Source organism: Streptomyces sp. NPDC058685, from assembly GCF_042714725.1.
Classification (GTDB): Bacteria; Actinomycetota; Actinomycetes; order Streptomycetales; family Streptomycetaceae; genus Streptomyces.
In genome coordinates, this window is sequence record NZ_JBHXSL010000090.1 from 1 (window position 1) to 16808 (window position 16808).

Sequence of the window (16808 nt, forward strand, 5' to 3'; positions counted from 1 at the left end):
GGGGGGCGGTCTGCGTGACCGCCCCCCTCCGCAGGCCTGCCCGAAGCCCTGTTGGCCATCACACGTCAGCCACAGGGGGGAGCGGCAGGAGTCGCATCCACACCAGCAAGGCCGGGTCGACGCTATGGGCCGCCCTGCTGGGTGCGCCGCTCCAGGTAGATGGAGGTGAACACGGCGACCTTGGCGCGCAGGGCCCAGGGATCGAAGGGCTTGCTGATGTAGTCGACAGCACCGGCTGCATAGCCGCGGGCGGAGTGTTCCGAGTCCACGCCCATCGCGGTCAGGAAGATGATGGGGACATCCCGGGTCCGGGGCCGGCGCTTGATGTGGGCGCAGGTCTCGTAGCCGTCCATCTCCGGCATCTGCACGTCCATGATGATAACGGCGAAGTCGTCATGATCGAGGAGCGCTTTAAGGGCCTCCCGTCCGGAAGACACGGTGACAAGCCCCTGATCGAGCGTCGCTAGAACCGCGGTCATCGCAAGCAGATTGTCCGGCTGATCATCGACGATCAGGATCTTGGGCATGCCTTGCGGCGCGGGGGGCAATACAGCCGCCGTGGCCTTCTCGACCGCTTCCAGCTGGCGTTCGAGCAGATTGCAGCGGCCTTCCGCAGCGGCCCGCTGAGCGCGAACCTCCGTGAGGTCCGCACCGAGGCGCTCGACTTCCAGCTGCAGCGCCTTACGCTCCTGGAGGAGGCCGGAGACATCGGGGTGGGCTGCCGCGAGCTCGTCCGCCCGCTTCCGCTCTGCGATGCGGTCGGCCTCCAGCTGGTTGAGCCGCGTCTCCAGGTCGGCGATGCGCTGCGTCCGGTCCAGCAGCGCATCACCCAAAACGTCACCGCGGACGCTGGACCGCCGGGAGACCCGGTCAGCGTCTGCCAGCTGCTGCTCCAGGATCTCTACCGCGTGCTTGGGGGAGGAGGCAGCGTCCACGGCCGATCCGTACAGCCCCCGCACGAACTCAATGGCCTCGGTAGTGACCGCGGTTCCACGGTGCTCAGCGAGATCCGCGAACAGGTCCGTGATGACCTGCCACGGCGGTAAGCGGGTCCCGTTCAGATAGCGCGAGAACGTACCCGGGTCGCGCTGACGCCGCGCCGCGTACCGACGAACAGACACCTGCAGACCTTCGAACATCTCTCGAAGTGCCTCGGCCAAGGCGCGCGAAGCGTCGCTGAGGCCATCGCCCAGAGGGCGCAGCTCACCCATTGTTCGCCTCCTCCACGGTGCCGGAAGCCGTGGACGACGGCAGTACCGGACTGGTCTCGGTGTCGATAAGACGGTTAAAGAAGGGCACCGCCAGACCCACGACAGCGAGGCCCGCAAGAACGCTGCGCGGCATGCCCTCCCCGGCCACTGCCACCAATCCTCCTGACGCCGTGCCGGCGAGCAGGGCAAGCAGAAACACCAGAGCCGATCTCAGCGACAACAAAGGCCGGTCCACGGAGTCCCCCCATCCATCCAAGCCCCCACGAGGAGGCGGCAGTCGCCCGCTGCGGCGGTTGCCGAGCGAGCAATCACAGAATGGATGAACGCAGGGCTGTTGCAGTCCGTGATGGGGGAACCCGAGCCACACCGGCCTCTGTTGCACAGGCCACGCCGACTGTCGGTGAGCAGTCCTGACTGTTCACGAGCCTCGAGCCTTAGACCGTTGCCACGGTGTTGCTCCGCAACGCTGTCGATCTCCGGCAACGATGCGGTGGGCATCGTCATCGACACCCGCGTCCGCCTCGGCTGCACCGCGCCGATCGGGTCAACCGACCAGGACCGTATCCCGGCACCTGACCATTGCCCTGCCGCCGCACTACGCCAGCCACCTTGCCCAGGAAAGGGTGCTACAGATGCGGGAGATCACTGCCGAAGCGCTCAAAGAGCGCGCTGACAACAGCCACGCCCCCGGTCTGAGCGTGGAGCCCGCCAGCGTGGAGGGCGAAGAATGCGGTGCGGAGGCTGTCCAGATGGGGGGTGAGCCGTTCGATCTCGCGGAAGTCGTCTTCGTCTGCGGGGCGGGGGAGCGCGGCGAGACGGCGGGCTTCGATGTCGGCGGTGCGCAGCCGGATGATCAGCTCGCCGAGGTCGTCGTTCGCGATGTCGGCGGTGCGGCGCTTGTGGAGGATGACCCGGCGGGCGACGGCGATGGTTACCAGCAGGGAGCATGATCGTGGTGGTGGAGCTGCCTCCGGCCGCGGTGCTCGTGCTGGTCTGCGCCATCCGGTCCGTCGCGAGGGCGTATCACGCCGTGCTCGGCATCGGCCGCCTTCGCAAGCTCGCGCTCGCTGGATGGACGAACAGACGCTGCAGCGGCCTGCCTTGCCCCCTGCCCTCAAGATCTTGCACGGGCTGCGCTGCATCTGATTGGTCTTTTACTTGCTGGTCTCGTTGACGGGTGGGCCTGCGGGGTCGTCGAAGAGCTGCCAGATGGTGGCGAGCGCCGCGAGCTGTGCGAGGATCCACGCCCCCTGCAGGGAGAAGTAGCGCATCTGATAGACGGACAGGAGTAGCTCGAGCTTGCTTTGCCAAAAGCGGCGTTCGGTACGGAAGGTGTCGAGATCCATGACGATGCCGGTCAGCGTCAGGACCAGGAGCATCGCTGCGGATCCGAGGGCGAGGTTGGTCTGCTCCTCATCCAGGGCCCAGTTGCCGAGGGCGAACAGACCAATGGGCGCCGTATACGCGATGCTCAGAGGGATGGCTTTGACGGGCCCCCGGCGCCCAGGCAACTGGTACCAGTAGGCGCCAAGGAGGAAGCCCGCGGACGCGTAGCCGACCTGCCAAAAGACGAACTCCAGCAATGCGTCGGGAAGACCGAAGCTGTCATACAGGGTGCCGGTGAGCGCGTCGCCGTAGAACATGCTCTGCCAGATCAGAACACCGCTGAACGGCAGAGCGATCCACTGCGCAATCCGGGCTGCTCGCACCCCGTTGCTCCACCAGCTGTCCCGCGGCCCCAGACTCAGGGCCGCATCGACGACTGAAACACCGGGTGGCAGCAGGTCGCGCCGCATGCGTGGAGAGCGCAGACGGTGCAGAGCTCGAAGTCGCGGCTCCAGTTGGCGTCGCTGGACGCTTTCCTCGTCGGCTTGACCACGGTCGAGGCGGCGCAACTGGGCGTGGATCTCCCGGTATCGCCGGGCTTTGTCGACGAGAGCGGTGCGGTCCGTTGCTGCCAGGGCTTCACCGAGTGGGATGCCGGCCCCGGCGGTCTGGAGGGATAGGACGGTGCGATGGGCTACTGCGCGCAACACGATGGCCGGCGTCACGAGGTACAGGAAGAACCACAGCCAGACCACTGCACCACTGTTGGTGTAGACGCCAATCGCCATGCCCACCATGCAGGGAAAGAAGGTCAGCAGAAGCAGCCGGTCGACGGCCCCCGGCAGGGAACGGGCAATGACTCCGGGCGTCGAGCTCGCGCAGCGGACTCGCAGCACGGCCAGGATCGCCAGCCCGCTCAGGACCCAGATCTTTCCCATCCACCAACTCTGCACGTGCGTGCTGAACCACAGCAGGTCATGCCGCAGCTGAGCCCAGTGCAACTCGCCATAACCATCGGGGCCCGGGTTGATCAGGGCACTGGGCCACGAGGCGCGCTGCCACTGTAGTTCCCTGGCGGCAACGAAGCAGACCCCGAGCCCGGCTAGAGCGATTGTCACGCCCAGCACGGTCGGTAGCAGCTGTAGTTCCGCCTTCCGGGGGCGGGCGAAGAGGCCTCCGTCCCGGGCAAGCCGCCAAGCGGCTGCGATGGTGCCGATCAGTAGGAGCCCTGACGAACCACACGAGGCCAAGAGCACGGCCACGACAGAGGGGTGGAGGTCCGCCATTGGCTGCGCAAATATGGTCGTTTTCAGACCACCGGTCATCACCCAGAGGAACGGTGTGACGACGAGAGTCATCAGAAGAGCGCCGAGGGCGACGATACGGGGCGAGGGGCGGCCGAAGAGCAGCAGTACGGTGCCGGCGGCAGCGGTGGTGATCCAGCCGTAGGGCGCGTAGGCCGTCTGCGGCAGCCAGTTTGCGTCGTTCTCGAAAACCCGGTGCCACTTCAAGTAGAGGTCATCGCCGAAGGCGATGAAATTGACTACCAGCAGACTGCATGACCACAGCCACAGGTTGGTTCGCACTCGTTCTACGCCAGCGTGGGCAACGCCGTGCCGGGGGAAGACGACGATGGCCCACCACAACGTTCCTACCAGGGCAAGCTGCCAGAGCAGTTCACCACCCCAACTGGCGACGGAGTAGGGAAAATTGTCGTCCTGCGCTGCCCAAGAACGTGGCCAGGCCGGTACGAGACGCACCTCCACGTAGTTCGGAGCGCCTCGATCGCCAGCCTCCTTCCACACGAGCGCCGTGTCGCCTGTTGCCGTAGCCGGCTTGGGGAAGGCATATGTGGCGCCCGGGGTGCCAGGGTCCACTGTGATGTTCTGCCACCTGACGGCGTACAGCGTTGTCGGTGGGGTGAAGGCGATGGACCACGTCGTCCGCCTTGCTGTGATCGTCCAGGAGCCCATGACCAGCGTTTGTCGCTGATCAATCCATCCGTAGGAAGCAACAGTGACCTTGACGTCGCCGGTGTTGCCCACCGGCGTCACCACCGGATTGCGCTGACGCCATTCGCCCCACCACTCGACGTGTGCGTCGCTGCCGCGCACGAGGCAGCGCATCGCCATGCGATAGCTTTCAGAACCCTCTCCGAAGAGCAGCTTGGTGGCATGCGGCCACGTCCCCGGCACCCGCAAGGTCAGCACACTGGAAACCTTCGTAAAAGTCCGTCCGTCGTGGTCCAAGCGGATCGATGCCACCCCAGTAGCGTTGGACAGCGCTTCGGATTCACAGTCCCGCTTCTCCGGCTCCGTGACAGCCCATGCCCCGCCTGGCCAGCACATGGCGGCGATCACCAGCACAACAAGAACCACGACGCGTGCCTTCACGCCACCCCCCCCCGGTAACGACATCAGGACAGCATTGGGCAAGCGAACCGCCCTGCCAAGGGCAAGAGGGGGGCGCGCAGTAGCACAGACGGGACGTCTTCTTGGTGCGCCGAGCGGCCGGCTCCTGATCTCCTCACATCTCTCGCGTAGGGCGATCATCACGCTACTCAGATCCTGAGGCGTAAATTGCGCTGATGCCCCGTCCGGCGCAGACGCTGACGTCATGCATGTGCGGGAGAACCAGCCATACCGGCACGGCTGTTAGAACTTCCCGAGTTTTCGGGGCGTTGCTGTCGGGATGAGGCGGGGTTCCTATGGCGTTTGGCTGGTTCTCTTCCGAGCCGTAGGACGAGCGCTCCACTCGTGTACTGGATGGGGTGGAGCGCGAGCGTGAGGCCGATCTCTTGGCGACAGCGAGGTGGTGGGGCCGCTGTCGCAGCGCGGATAGCCTGGATGGAGACCGTAGATACTCCGGGAACAGCGCGTCCTGCTCTGGCGCCGCCGACAGCGACCCACATCGCTGGCCGCAGGCCGACTAGATCGTGTTCGGATGAGGCCCGCACCACGGCCTGGGCTGCCATCTCGATAGCCTCGATGCCCAGACAGCCATCACCACACTTACTCGCGATCTGCCGCGCCTAGAACTCGCCAAACGGCCCCAATCACCCCGACACCATCGCAAGTCATCAGGCGTTCAACGGGGCACAGTTCGCTTCCCTCAGCCCAACCCGACGGATATGGCACAGGCTACGGCGCAGGGATGCGTAGTCTCCGCTAGACCATGGCCAATCCCGCTAGCCGCAAGATCCGGCTTGCCTTCGTCCACGACGACGAAGGCACAGCCGTCTCGCGGGCCCTTGGACTCGGACCGGACGACACCGGGCAGTTCCTGGACCGCGGCCTGGCCCTGCGCCCTGAGCACCGCATCTCCTGACCCGCCGCCCCAGCAGTCCGTATTGGAGCGCCACGTTGATCGAGCCAATCGACCTGAACCTTCTCATGAACAAAGTCAGCTGAGCAGGTTGATGCGCTGCGAGCGCCACGCAAGGGCCTGCACGCTCAGGGAACCGACGAAGATCCCGGCCCTGTTCCACTCGTGCGTCAGGCAGCCGATGCCGCCCGATCAGCCGAAGCGCCCTCGTGCACGGCCGGGCTGGGGCAGTCGACGACGGTGCGCTGTGAGATGCACGTGGGGCGTTTGGACCGGCACTCCTACTCGACTTGGAGCAGGTGGCAGTGATGCGGCGTCTCACGGGAGTTGAGGTCACGAGGGACGACTGCCCTTTGTGGTTCGTCGTCGAGCGGCCAGCACTGCCGCTGTGGCTGTTACAGCGGCTCCGGCGCCCAGTGCGACGCCTGGGCCGAATCCCCATCCGCTCGCTTTGCTCTCCTTGAGAGCTTCTACGTGCAACTCGCTCCACACAATGGTGGAGTCGTAGTCGCAGACGCTGTCCCTGTCTTCTTCGTTCCAGCATGGGACATCGCGGTAGGTCAAGGTGAACTTGGCCTTGTATGTGCCTGGTTTGACCTTGGCGACAGCGTGCGCTGCTCCGACCCAGGCGCGACCGGTGTCTCCGAGGACGCTGTCCTCCGCGAGCGCTGGGCTGGACACCGTCACGCCGGACGGGTGCGGGTTTCCCGGCCGTTCCTTGACGCTGACGCTGACGTACCCGCCGGGGCTGACCGGGCCGGCGAACGTGGCGTCCCCACTGTCGGGGAAGGGCACTTGATCCGCCCACCCTGGCCCTGAAGCGACGATCAAGAATGAGCTAGCTAAAGCCAGAACATGGCTGACACGCCACCTATTCAACATGCTTCCCCCTTTATGTAACGCATGATCTTACGATCATGGCGCATTCAAGGGGGATCACGCCACACAGAGTGATCTGCCTCTCTTTTGACCACGGAGAAGCAACGTGCACGTACGAAAAGCGCTCGCGGTCCTCGTGAGCGGACTGGCGCTTGCGGTGCTGCCGCTACCGCAAGCGCATGCGGAACCCGCACCACCGCCCATACCCGTCCCGGCCGCGGGAGACAACGATGCCCGCGGATTCACCCCTGCTGACGCGGACGCCTACTGGACACCCGAGAGGATGCGCGCGGCGCAGCCGGTAGAAGGCGGAAAAGGCAACGGTGGTCCTGCACCACGCGGATTAGCAGCATCACCCAGCAAGCAGTTCGAAGGCATTCCGATTGTCGGGACCTTCTTCTTCAGCGACGGCACGGACACTGGCCGATTCTGCGGAGGAACGGTCGTGAGCAGCCCAGGCAAGAATCTCGTCATGAGCGCCGGGCACTGCTTCGACGACCAGGACGCACGCAAGAATCTGACGTTCGTTCCGCAGTACGACAATGGAAACAAGCCCTTCGGGGCTTTCACCGTCAAGCCGGGCCGGATCTACGTCGACAGCCGCTATCTGGCACAGGGCCCTGACGCCGCAGCCGACCTCGACTTCAACTTCCTGCAGCTGGAACCCCGAGGCGGCAAGAACATCCAGGACGTCGTCGGCGCCGCAGAACTCCAGATCAACGCCGGCTACGAGCACAAGCCCGTCCGTCTCATCGGCTACCCCAACGTGCTGCAGCGACCCCTGGACTGCACCGACAAGACCGTCCGCTACAACAGCACCGACGCCAAAATCCCCGGCAGCTTCCTCCGTATCGAGTGCAAGGCCTACTCGGGCGGAGCCTCCGGCGGCCCGTTCCTCGTCAAGAAGGAGAACGGCTGGGGACTCATCGGGGTCATCGGCGGCTGGCACACCGGCGGCAATGTCGACGACGTCTCCTACAGCTCCTATCTCGACGCAGACGCCAAGAAGCTCTACGACGACGCCGTCAACAACCGTCCCCCAGCCGGCCGTGGCGTCCTGGGATCCGCATCGACCTGGCAACACGCCAAGGTGCTGGCCGGCGGCTACTTCACACAGAGCAACGCGGGCGGCTTCGACTACTCCGACCTCGTCGTGCGCTGGTCGGACGGCGAACTCACCCTCTACAGAGGCGCCGGAGAAGACGAGGACAACTTCGACAAGGAGATACGACTCGCCGGCCCCGGCGGCGTATGGACCCACGCGGAGAGCATCGCCGCGGGCGACTTTACCGGCGAAGACACCGACGACCTCATGGTCCGCTGGACCGACGGAGAACTTACTCTCTACCCCGACGTCGATGAACAGGGCTTCCACGGCGAGCACCAGATCCAGCCACCCAACGCCCTGTGGAAACACGCCGTGTCCATCACCGCCGGCCGCTACACCAGCGGCAGCAAATGGACCGACGACCTCCTGGTGCGCTGGACCGACGGCGAAGTCTCCCTCTACACCGACATGAACAAGGACGGCTTCCACGGCGAGAAGAAGCTCGCCGCAGGCAACAGCGTCTGGAAACACGCCACCAGCATCGCCGCCGGAGACTTCACCGGGAACGCCCAGTGGGACCTCATGGTCCGCTGGAAGGACGGCGAACTCACCATCTACAAGGACATCGACCAGACCGGCCTGCACGGCGAAGTACAGGTCAAGAAGCCCAACGACCTGTGGACCCACGCCACTGTCATCGCCGCCGGCGACTACACCGAAAACGACCACCCCGACGACTTCATCGTCCGCTGGTCAGACGGGGAGGTGTCCCTCTATCCCGATGCCGACGAGACGGGCCTCAGCCGCGAAATCACACTTGTTTACCCGCCAGCTTGAACAGCCAACGGGATCATAGACCTTCGGCGGAGCCGAGGTAGTGATTCAACCCATCACGGAAAGGACGCTCATGCGCTCGACAACAAAGCTGCTCGCAACAGCAAGCGCCACAGGCTGCGCCGTACTTCTGGCCGCTGGTCCGGCGATCGCCAGACCACGGCCTCCTCCGATCGTTGCATGGCATGTGGTTGAAGAGACCACTGGAAACTGGAAATGCGGAGCAGTCGTCGACCACCCCGCCGCAGACGGACTGCGCATGCGCGCATGCGTCGTCCGTAACAGCGGCGGTGACCGTCAGGCCGTCCTTATCCTTGTCAACCACACCGGAAGACAGGTTCAGATTCACGGCGAAACCAACACCTATATAAAAACCAACCTCGGCGGCAGAGTCAGATGCGCTTCATCCCCCCTCCAGAACGGGTTTCAGGTCGGCTGCTTCTCAAAGACCCAGAAAGCAAAGCACGTCAGCGATGCACATGTGTGGATGACTCTGAACGTGAACGGCTACGTGAAGAAGATCGAGTACACACTGACTGACTGACTGAGCTTCTTCGAGCGGGCCACCGATCGGGTGACGGGCCATGAAGCGCAACGAGCGAGGCCCCTGGGCAGTTGATCGAGATGTCTGACGTCTCAACCACGCTGCTCAGGGGCCTCGTTGGTCATCCATCCTGCCGCACTCGACCTGCCACATGCGCTCGTGGAGTGGGTCACCATGCTCATCGTCACCCGTGAGGGTGACCGCCGCTGCAAGCTCCGTCCGTCCCAGCGCGCGATAGTGGCACTGGTGTACCTGCGCGAGCACACCACCCTGGCGAAGGTCGCTGCCGGGTTCGGGATCAGCGAGTCCACCGCCCACGCCTACACCAAGCCCGGTCATCGACCTCCTCGCCGACCGTGCACCGGGCCTGCTGAAGGTTTTGGGTGAGCAGGATCCGGACTTCGTCCTCCTGGACGGCACGCTCGCCGAGTGCGACCGGGTCGGCGACGGACGGGCCGACTACTCCCACAAGCACCGCCGGCACGGGGTGAACCTGCAGGTAGTCACCGATCCGGACGGCCTGCTGCTGTGGCTCTCGCCCGCGCTGCCGGGCCGCTCCCACGACCTGACCGCCGCCCGCACCCACCGGATCATCCGCATCTGCGAGCGCCAGGGTGTCCCCATCCTGGCCGATCTCGCCTACCAGGGCGGTGGCCCCTGGCTGACCACGGGCATCAAACGCAGGCCCCTGCGGGAACTCACCCCTACCGAGAAGACCGTCAACCGGGCTCTGGCCGCGGCACGGGCACCGGTTGAGCGCGGCGTGGCCTGCCTGAAGTCCTGGCGGATCTTCCGCAGGTCCCGCTGCAGCCCCAACCGCATGACGTCAATCGCCACAGCCAATTCTCACCCTGGAGCGGCAACGCTGAAGAGGCTCAATGACCCATCTGCGTCGTCCGAGTCGCTCGGAGGACTCGATGCCCGTGCGGGCGATGCGGACGCCGATGCGATTGCCGCGGGCCACTTTCGCAGTTCAGGTATGTCGTCGGCCTTGTCGGCGTGACGATGCTGGGGTGTGAAGTGGCGGCCGCGGTGGGGGTATGTCTCGCTTGGTGACCCATGATCACGGGTCACCTCTTGGGTGCTGGCGGCCGAGAGACCGAGAATGAGGGGCAGTCCGCTTGCGGCCGACAAGACATGCGCAGTTCGCCGTAGAAGAGCAACGGGATAGGAACACATGCCAGTTGCGCGAGCCCTCAGCGAGCATTCAGGTAGATCTGCGGCGACCAGGATGTACACATTGGCAGCGTGAACCAACCACCCCTTATGTCTCGGCACGCTTTGACTTTGAAGTTGTAGTCGCCGTGGTATACGTAAAATTTCATCATGCGCCGCAGTCCAAGACCAACTCTGCTCTCCTGCCAACCCAGTTGGCGTGGGGATACGTAGGCTATTGCGTAGTATTCATAGCTACTCTCTAGGAACGGGCCGAAACCGCCGTAATATAGCGTCACAGTTTTGGCGCACCTGTCATACCGAGCCCCGGCATAGGGGCTGCTGTGGTTCCACCTGTATTTGATAGGGGATCCACCGACCGACGGGGCGCCCCCAGGAGGAAAGCCATCCACCCAGCATGACTGGCCTTCGATAGGGATAGCGCCGTGTGCCGCTGCTGGCGCACTGGGCGCAGCCAGCAGGCTAGCCGCCGTCAATACACCTGCGCCCACGGTGGCCATCGACCGGCGCAGGGCACTACATCTGGCACTCACTCTGTCCCCCAGATGAAGAACTGACAAGGGTGATCAGTAGCCGCCAGCATGAAGGCATGACGGTTACGTCCCATGGCATGAGCGGCGTGGAACGGATGGGCGTCAGGCTGCCAAAGGCCCATCGATCGCCGGAACCCAGCCACTCCACCGTCACTATCCATTCTCGACGCACGCCGCTCGCATGGCATGCGGAGCGATGATGTGGTGAGACCGTGGGCGGCATCTAAAGTAGGGCTCGCGAGGTCTTCGGCATGTGTAGTGGCCCAACCCGCAGGTGGGGGCTCCAGCTTGGGGAGCATCCGGTTGTGATCTTAGCGAGCTGATGGGAGGCTGAACGTAGGCCCGGGTTGCCCCCTTCCACTGTATTCCTCACCGCTTGAGGAACTTCCCCATCTGGGTAAGAGGCCGCAATATGTTCGACATAAGCATTGACACAAGCAGCCTGTCTTACACGCGCTTCTTGATCCCCGGGAATGAAGCCGGGTGGATCGATGGCGTCGATTCGCCTACTGTTCGCTTGCCGTCAGGTGAATATAGCTTTCAAGTAGGGTCGAGCCTGTTAGCGAGTTTTCGCTTCACAGTCACCCAGGACGGTCTCGTCGAATATCCGGGTACATGCGATGCTTTCCTCGGAGGTAGGGGCACCGATACGCTAGTCGTGCGCGGTTTCGCCATCAAAATCGACGGCACGCCCCTCTCGCATGGTCTGCTGCCGATGCTGGTTGAGGCAGGAGTTCTCACTCCGCACCATCCCCATGAGCTGAGACTTGTACCTGGGGCTGGGTACAAACTGCAGCCGGCGGCAGGCATCGTCGCAGACTTCAAGTTCACGCTCGGCGTGGACGGCAACGTGATCGTCGACTCACGTTACGCCGGCTTCGCGCAGGCCGACGGCCGTACTCTCACCATCAACGGCTACAAAGTCCGTATTGATGGGCGGCAGCTCTCCCACGGGCTGCTCCCGGCCAACCTCTTTCACTACGCCCCCAAACTGCCGCCGGGGGAAACCCACGAGGTGACCTACATCCCCGCAGCCGGATATCTGTTTCAACCGGCGGCAGGCATCGTCGCAGACTTCAAGTTCACGCTCGGCGTGGACGGCAACGTGATCGTCGACTCACGTTACGCCGGCTTCGCGCACGCCGACGGCCGCACTCTCACCATCAACGGCTACAAAATCACATTGAATACCGGCGAAATTTCCGGCAGCGTTCTTCCATCGCTACTAACCTATTCAGGTGGCCCACTGTCGCCGGGAGTGCATAGGTTGGCTGTGGTGCCCGCCGCAGGATATGTGCTTTTCCGTCAGGGATTTCCCGCCTTTCAGCTCAGTCTTGATATCGTCGGTGTGACCACTCTCCTGAATGCGCCTGACGGCGTGACGGCAATGTCCAGCCGCAGATTCTGTGCCGTCCCCGACAAGATTGTCACGAACCTGCAGATTCAGACCTATGGATCTCCAGGAGGTCGTTGGTCGCGGAACGCGCTTACGTATTCGATCGACCCTACGAATGCAGTTACCGACGGACTAACGCCCGCCGAGGTCGGAATCCCTGTCAGTCAGGCCTTCAATGATTGGCAGTTGGGTGGATGGCTGACCTTCACCCCCGTTGCCAGCAACGGTGACATCAAGGTTGCTTTCGGTGGTACTGAGTTGGACCCGAGTTTTGATAGCAAGGATGGGACCGCAGCCTCTGCGGGGTATCCGGAGGATGGCACACTCTGCTTCGACAGTCATGAGGTGTGGACGCTCAACAAATTGAAGTCTGTTGCTCTCCATGAGATCGGCCATGTCATTGGCCTTTCCCATTCGAACGACCCCGCGTCGCTCATGTATCCTTACGACGGGGGAGCGCTGGTTATCGATGCTGAGTCTCGTGATGCGTATAGCAATCTGTATGGATGGCGCCCCCAGACATCTCTCGGTGACCGCGGGACCACCGACCGGCCGACGCTGGCCGCTGCTGGTCGGGTGACATTCACAGGCTCCACCATAAGTCTGCGCATGGTTTGGAAAGGAATTGAAGACGACCCGGGACTTTACGAGTCGACCCTCGGGCCTGACAGTTGGACACCCCCAAAGCGCATTGAAGGGCCCTTTGGCTCTACGCATAGCCCATCCCTGACCAGCTTTACGCTGAGTGACGGAGCTTCGATGGGGCTGCTGATGGCATATAGGGGGGTCGAGGGCGACGAAGGCCTCTACTTTTCCACCAGTGACGGAATTTCCTGGACAAGCCCGAAAAGAATCCCAGATGTAGGATCAAGCACTCGCCCCTCTGTTGCCACTTACGGTGCCGTCTACATGGCGTGGAAGGGCATCGGAGATGATCCCGGCATCTACTGGTCGCAACTTACGGGGGCAGCCTGGGAGCCCCAGGTTCGAGTCGCCGGCGTCGGGACAACTGACTCACCTACTCTGGTCACCTTCCTCAATAGGCTCTACATGTTCTGGAAGGGCGTTGAGGACGATTCACATATCTATTACACCTGGCAGGATGATCTCAACCCGATATGGCGACCTCAACAAGCAGTCACTTATGCCGAAACGGCGACTGAGGGAGGTGTTCCAGTCTTCGTTGGTACTACTCACGGACCATCAGCGATTATACACGGCAACCGAATTCTCTTGGCGTGGAAGGGGATCGAGAGCGACCCAGGTATCTACTACAGCTATTTCGATGGTAGCGAATTCACCGGACAGGTAAGAGTCAACGGGGCAGGAACCTCTCAAGGCCCCGGAGTTTACAGTTTCGGCGGCATGGCACATATGGCATGGAAGGGCGTAGAAGGCGACAGTAGTATTTGGTGGACCACTCGATAGGCCGAAGAGCTCGGGCAGACCGTGCCCCCGCTGCACACATCGGCTGCCAACTGATCCGCTCCTCGTACCAGCCTCGCAGCTTACGAGTTGGTGCGTGATAGCGGGTGAGGCGTGTTTGGCCTGGTCGTGGCCTGCTCTCAGGCGTTGATGGTGCGGTCGGAGGCGAGGCTGGCGATGGCGCGGTAGGTGTCGGGCAGGCGGTCGCGGCGGTGGGTCCAGCGCGTCAGTTGCTTCCAGCGTTTGTGGTCGGCGAGGGTGTGTTCGACGGTGATGCGGTCGGAGGAGTGTCCGTGGCGGTCGCGTTCCCACTGCTGGACCCTGCCGGGCGGTGCTCCGGGCCGGGGTTTTCTGGGTGGTGTAATCGCTTGCCCGCGGTGGTCGCGGCTCAGGCCGTAGCCGTCGTCCAGGAGGACCTCGACGTCGGGGAAGCGCTGGAAGCAGATGGCGAGGCCCTCGTTGCGGGCGGCCGTGGCATCGTGCATGACCAGGCCGCAGGGTGTCGGTCCATAACGTGCGCCCCCGCCAGTCAGCGATGACGGTGGCCTTCATGGTGTACTGCTTCTTCTTCCCGGAAACGAATGCGCGCCGTCCGCCGCGGCCAGCCGGCGGTCGGCGGACCTGGATCTCGGTGGCATCCAGCCGCAGCTCGACGCCTTCGGCCTGGGCATAGGCGAACACGTCGGCCATAGCCCGGTACCGCAGGCCGGGACGGTCGGGGACCGCGCACCCCCGCTCGGCCAGGAGCGTACGCATCTCTGCAATCGCACGGGTGATGGTCGAGCGGTCGACACCGAACAGCAGCCCCAGTACCGAGTGCGGCAGGTCGTGCCGCAGATGGATCAGCGTGGCTGTCAGCCGGTCGACGAAGACCAGCTGGTGACGGGCGCCTGCTCCCGCGGCCCGCTTTCTGGACCCACCTCGTGCAGCATGGCGACGACCCTCGACCCCGGTTTGCCACGGCACCGCCAACTCCTCTACCAGAAGCGCGAGATGATGCTGAGAGATCCCCGTAAACAGCCGATGTGCCAGCACCGCCCGATTGACCATGATCGCCACAGACGGATCATGCCACCGACCAGACACGACGCCTCACCCGCTATCACGCACCAACTCGTTAGTGCCCCGTGATCGACCGCTGTTCCCCCTGAATCCCCGATCGAACGGGCACGCGAGGGGCAGGGCTACGCTCTGGGCACCTTGTCCGACGCATGGTGCGGCTGATTGGACCAGTGTTGATGATCGACTATGAGCTTCCCTATGAGATGTCTCCTCTTCGTCTTGCGGTAGAGGCTGATGATCTGGCTGAGGTGACGCGCCTCCTGGACCAGGGGCAAGATCCCAATGAGCTGGATGATGTCAGCGGTTGGACTCCGCTGCTGTGGGCGATTGATGGTGAAGCCGACGGTGCGGTCCAGACCGGCGACCCCTTGGATGCTGCCTGTACTGCGGTTTTGCTCGCATACGGCGCGATCCCGAGCGTCCATCAAAGGATGGCCTAACACCGCTCCACCTCGCCTTCCAGATGCGGCATGAGATGGCGGTGCGGTTGCTCGAAGCGCACATTGCTCTTCGTCGTCCGACCCGATGACGGCCGTGAGCGAGAGGTCGGTGTAGCGGCTTTGGGCGGGAGTTGCCGTGGGGCGAGAGATCGCGGCCCTTGCGCTGGCCGCGAATCGGGCTGGCTCCTCGCTTCCGGCGTAGCCGGGAGCCAGGGCGGGGCGAACAGGACCGCAGAGTCCCGGCAACGCCAGCCGCCGGCACGTGGCGACTGCGACTCTGCACCTCCCCCCGTTCCCCACGTCCCTGGCTGATCGGGCAGACCTCGGGCATGGGAGCTACGTCAAGGCGAAGACGGCTGGGCCAACCATGACGAACGCAAGTACGCCGCAGGTGAGCTGCACCGTAATCGGGGTTAGCAGGCGGTTCACGCCGACGTTCCTCGCCAGGTAGTCATGGATCCGCCATGCGGAGTCCTGGACGTTGCAGGCAACCGCCAGCATCGCTGCTCCTACGACCAGATCGAATCCCCATGCTGCCCAGCTCATACCGGCCCCCCACTCGTGTCGTTCATTCTGCCTTGGGGTGGCACCGCCTGAGCTGGCGCACCAAATGCCGCTCGACCGGCCGTGATGCAACCGACCCGCGCGTCCACCGCAGTCAGTCGCCCGAGACTCCCCAGAAATAGATCACCTGGGTCACGACCTGGTTGTCATGCAGCACTACGCATAGGCCTCGCAATACTTCGGGGTCCCAACTCGTCAAGCTGCGCCCTTCAGTCCGCTGTAGCCTGTCGATGTGTTCGCACGGGGTTGAGGGTGGGACGTGGAGAAGCTGGTGGAGGGGGCCGTCATCGAGGCACTTCATAACGGGGGCGCCGAGGCGATCCGCCTGTATGTCGCCGCGTGTGCCGAACGCATGGCGCCACTGTTCGTGGGTCTGAGGGCCGGCGAGTCGGGGCGCGAAGCTGACCTGGACCTGTATGTGGAATGCGTTCGCGATCTCTGGCATGCCGACCGGCCGCTCGCCGGCGCAGCCGAGAACGTGCGTCAGGTGGAGCGGTTTCCGGAGCTTCAGCCGAACGAGGAGGGGATCACCGATGTCGCCGACACCTACGCCTTCTTCGCTGCCCTCTGCCTTCGGTATGCCCTGCTTTCCCACGGCTCGGGAAAGGCTGACGACGCGGTGTCCTGCGGCCACGCGGCGCTCACCGCGATGGGCATGCTTGACCAGAACGTGCCAGGAGCCCGCTTCCTAGCCGAGGAACATCGCCTGCAGTCCCTCTCGCTGAGTGGAGACGCCTCAGGTCTTTGGGACGCGAGCTTCGCTGCAGGGCGAGAGAGGTTGCGTGCTGTGTTGGGCCGCCTGCCCCGCTAAGCATGCTCCTGATCGACGCCGGGGAGATACGGCGCGATCCCGTGACTCCTTCGCCGCTGCGGCCCCGTCCCTGCATCCAGGCAGCTGCGGCAGGGCCTGGAGGACGGCACCCGGGCGCTGGACATCGAAGGCGGATCCATCTCCCTGCTCCACGAGCTGCTCGCACGCCGCGGTTGGAGCAGCGGATGGGATCTGCGCGTGACCGCCTACACCGAGCAGAGCCTGGCCGCTTACG

At 63.9% G+C, this 16808-nt stretch carries 9 protein-coding genes and 4 pseudogenes; 8 read left to right on the top strand and 5 right to left on the bottom strand.

Annotated elements, in window-relative coordinates; all coding sequences use genetic code 11:
* Positions 1-122: 122 nt before the first annotated feature.
* Both ACFWU3_RS35415 and ACFWU3_RS35420 read right to left on the bottom strand, forming a co-directional pair.
* Positions 123-1211 carry a response regulator gene (locus ACFWU3_RS35415; RefSeq protein WP_384445587.1) on the bottom strand — a complete coding sequence of 363 codons (1089 nt, stop codon included), beginning with the start codon at positions 1209-1211 and terminating at the stop codon, positions 123-125.
* Positions 1204-1446 (bottom strand): hypothetical protein, encoded by a 243-nt coding sequence (locus ACFWU3_RS35420; protein WP_384445589.1) that lies wholly within the window; start codon positions 1444-1446, stop codon positions 1204-1206. The genes ACFWU3_RS35415 and ACFWU3_RS35420 overlap by 8 nt, the downstream gene beginning before the upstream one ends.
* A gap of 258 nt (positions 1447-1704) precedes the next feature.
* On the opposite strand from ACFWU3_RS35420, the pseudogene ACFWU3_RS35425 reads away from it, so the two are divergent.
* Positions 1705-1876 (top strand): annotated as a pseudogene (locus ACFWU3_RS35425) (XRE family transcriptional regulator); the annotation flags it as partial.
* A gap of 489 nt (positions 1877-2365) precedes the next feature.
* On the opposite strand, the gene ACFWU3_RS35430 reads toward ACFWU3_RS35425, so the two are convergent.
* The gene (locus tag ACFWU3_RS35430) at positions 2366-4930 is read right to left on the bottom strand and encodes a DUF6185 family protein (RefSeq protein ID WP_384445591.1); all 2565 of its coding nucleotides are present in this window, start codon (positions 4928-4930) and stop codon (positions 2366-2368) included.
* A 781-nt stretch (positions 4931-5711) separates the two neighbouring features.
* Here ACFWU3_RS35430 and ACFWU3_RS35435 point away from each other — a divergent pair.
* From ACFWU3_RS35435 to ACFWU3_RS35450, 4 genes and pseudogenes are all read left to right on the top strand, one after another.
* A complete protein-coding gene (locus ACFWU3_RS35435; RefSeq protein WP_384445593.1) occupies positions 5712-5864 on the top strand; it encodes a hypothetical protein in 153 nt (50 codons plus the stop codon).
* Between the two features lie 1159 nt (positions 5865-7023).
* Positions 7024-8625, top strand: coding sequence for a trypsin-like serine peptidase (locus ACFWU3_RS35440; RefSeq protein ID WP_384445601.1), 1602 nt, complete (start codon positions 7024-7026; stop codon positions 8623-8625).
* A gap of 70 nt (positions 8626-8695) precedes the next feature.
* Positions 8696-9166, top strand: a complete 471-nt coding sequence (locus ACFWU3_RS35445) for a hypothetical protein (protein ID WP_384445595.1) — start codon at positions 8696-8698, stop codon at positions 9164-9166.
* 117 nt (positions 9167-9283) lie between these two features.
* Positions 9284-10035, top strand: a pseudogene (locus ACFWU3_RS35450) (transposase family protein).
* Positions 10036-10040: 5 nt separating this feature from the next.
* On the opposite strand, the pseudogene ACFWU3_RS35455 reads toward ACFWU3_RS35450, so the two are convergent.
* Positions 10041-10306: pseudogene (locus tag ACFWU3_RS35455) on the bottom strand (IS5/IS1182 family transposase); the annotation flags it as partial.
* 981 nt (positions 10307-11287) lie between these two features.
* On the opposite strand from ACFWU3_RS35455, the gene ACFWU3_RS35460 reads away from it, so the two are divergent.
* Positions 11288-13699, top strand: coding sequence for a matrixin family metalloprotease (locus tag ACFWU3_RS35460; protein ID WP_384445596.1), 2412 nt, complete (start codon positions 11288-11290; stop codon positions 13697-13699).
* A gap of 137 nt (positions 13700-13836) precedes the next feature.
* On the opposite strand, the pseudogene ACFWU3_RS35465 reads toward ACFWU3_RS35460, so the two are convergent.
* Positions 13837-14746, bottom strand: a pseudogene (locus tag ACFWU3_RS35465) (transposase family protein).
* A gap of 161 nt (positions 14747-14907) precedes the next feature.
* On the opposite strand from ACFWU3_RS35465, the gene ACFWU3_RS35470 reads away from it, so the two are divergent.
* Together ACFWU3_RS35470 and ACFWU3_RS35475 are read left to right on the top strand one after the other, a co-directional pair.
* On the top strand, positions 14908-15198 hold the full coding sequence (locus tag ACFWU3_RS35470) for a hypothetical protein (protein ID WP_384445598.1): 291 nt from the start codon (positions 14908-14910) through the stop codon (positions 15196-15198).
* 823 nt (positions 15199-16021) lie between these two features.
* On the top strand, positions 16022-16573 hold the full coding sequence (locus tag ACFWU3_RS35475) for a hypothetical protein (RefSeq protein WP_384445599.1): 552 nt from the start codon (positions 16022-16024) through the stop codon (positions 16571-16573).
* The last annotated feature ends 235 nt before the right edge of the window (positions 16574-16808 follow it).

Bases quoted from the DNA above. Each gene is read 5' to 3' on its own strand.
- ACFWU3_RS35440 (WP_384445601.1), top strand. From the start codon at position 7,024: ATGCGCGCGGCGCAGCCGGTAGAAGGCGGAAAAGGCAACGGTGGTCCT.
- ACFWU3_RS35415 (WP_384445587.1), bottom strand. From the start codon at position 1,211: ATGGGTGAGCTGCGCCCTCTGGGCGATGGCCTCAGCGACGCTTCGCGC.
- ACFWU3_RS35445 (WP_384445595.1), top strand. From the start codon at position 8,696: ATGCGCTCGACAACAAAGCTGCTCGCAACAGCAAGCGCCACAGGCTGC.
- ACFWU3_RS35460 (WP_384445596.1), top strand. From the start codon at position 11,288: ATGTTCGACATAAGCATTGACACAAGCAGCCTGTCTTACACGCGCTTC.
- ACFWU3_RS35470 (WP_384445598.1), top strand. From the start codon at position 14,908: ATGGTGCGGCTGATTGGACCAGTGTTGATGATCGACTATGAGCTTCCC.
- ACFWU3_RS35435 (WP_384445593.1), top strand. From the start codon at position 5,712: ATGGCCAATCCCGCTAGCCGCAAGATCCGGCTTGCCTTCGTCCACGAC.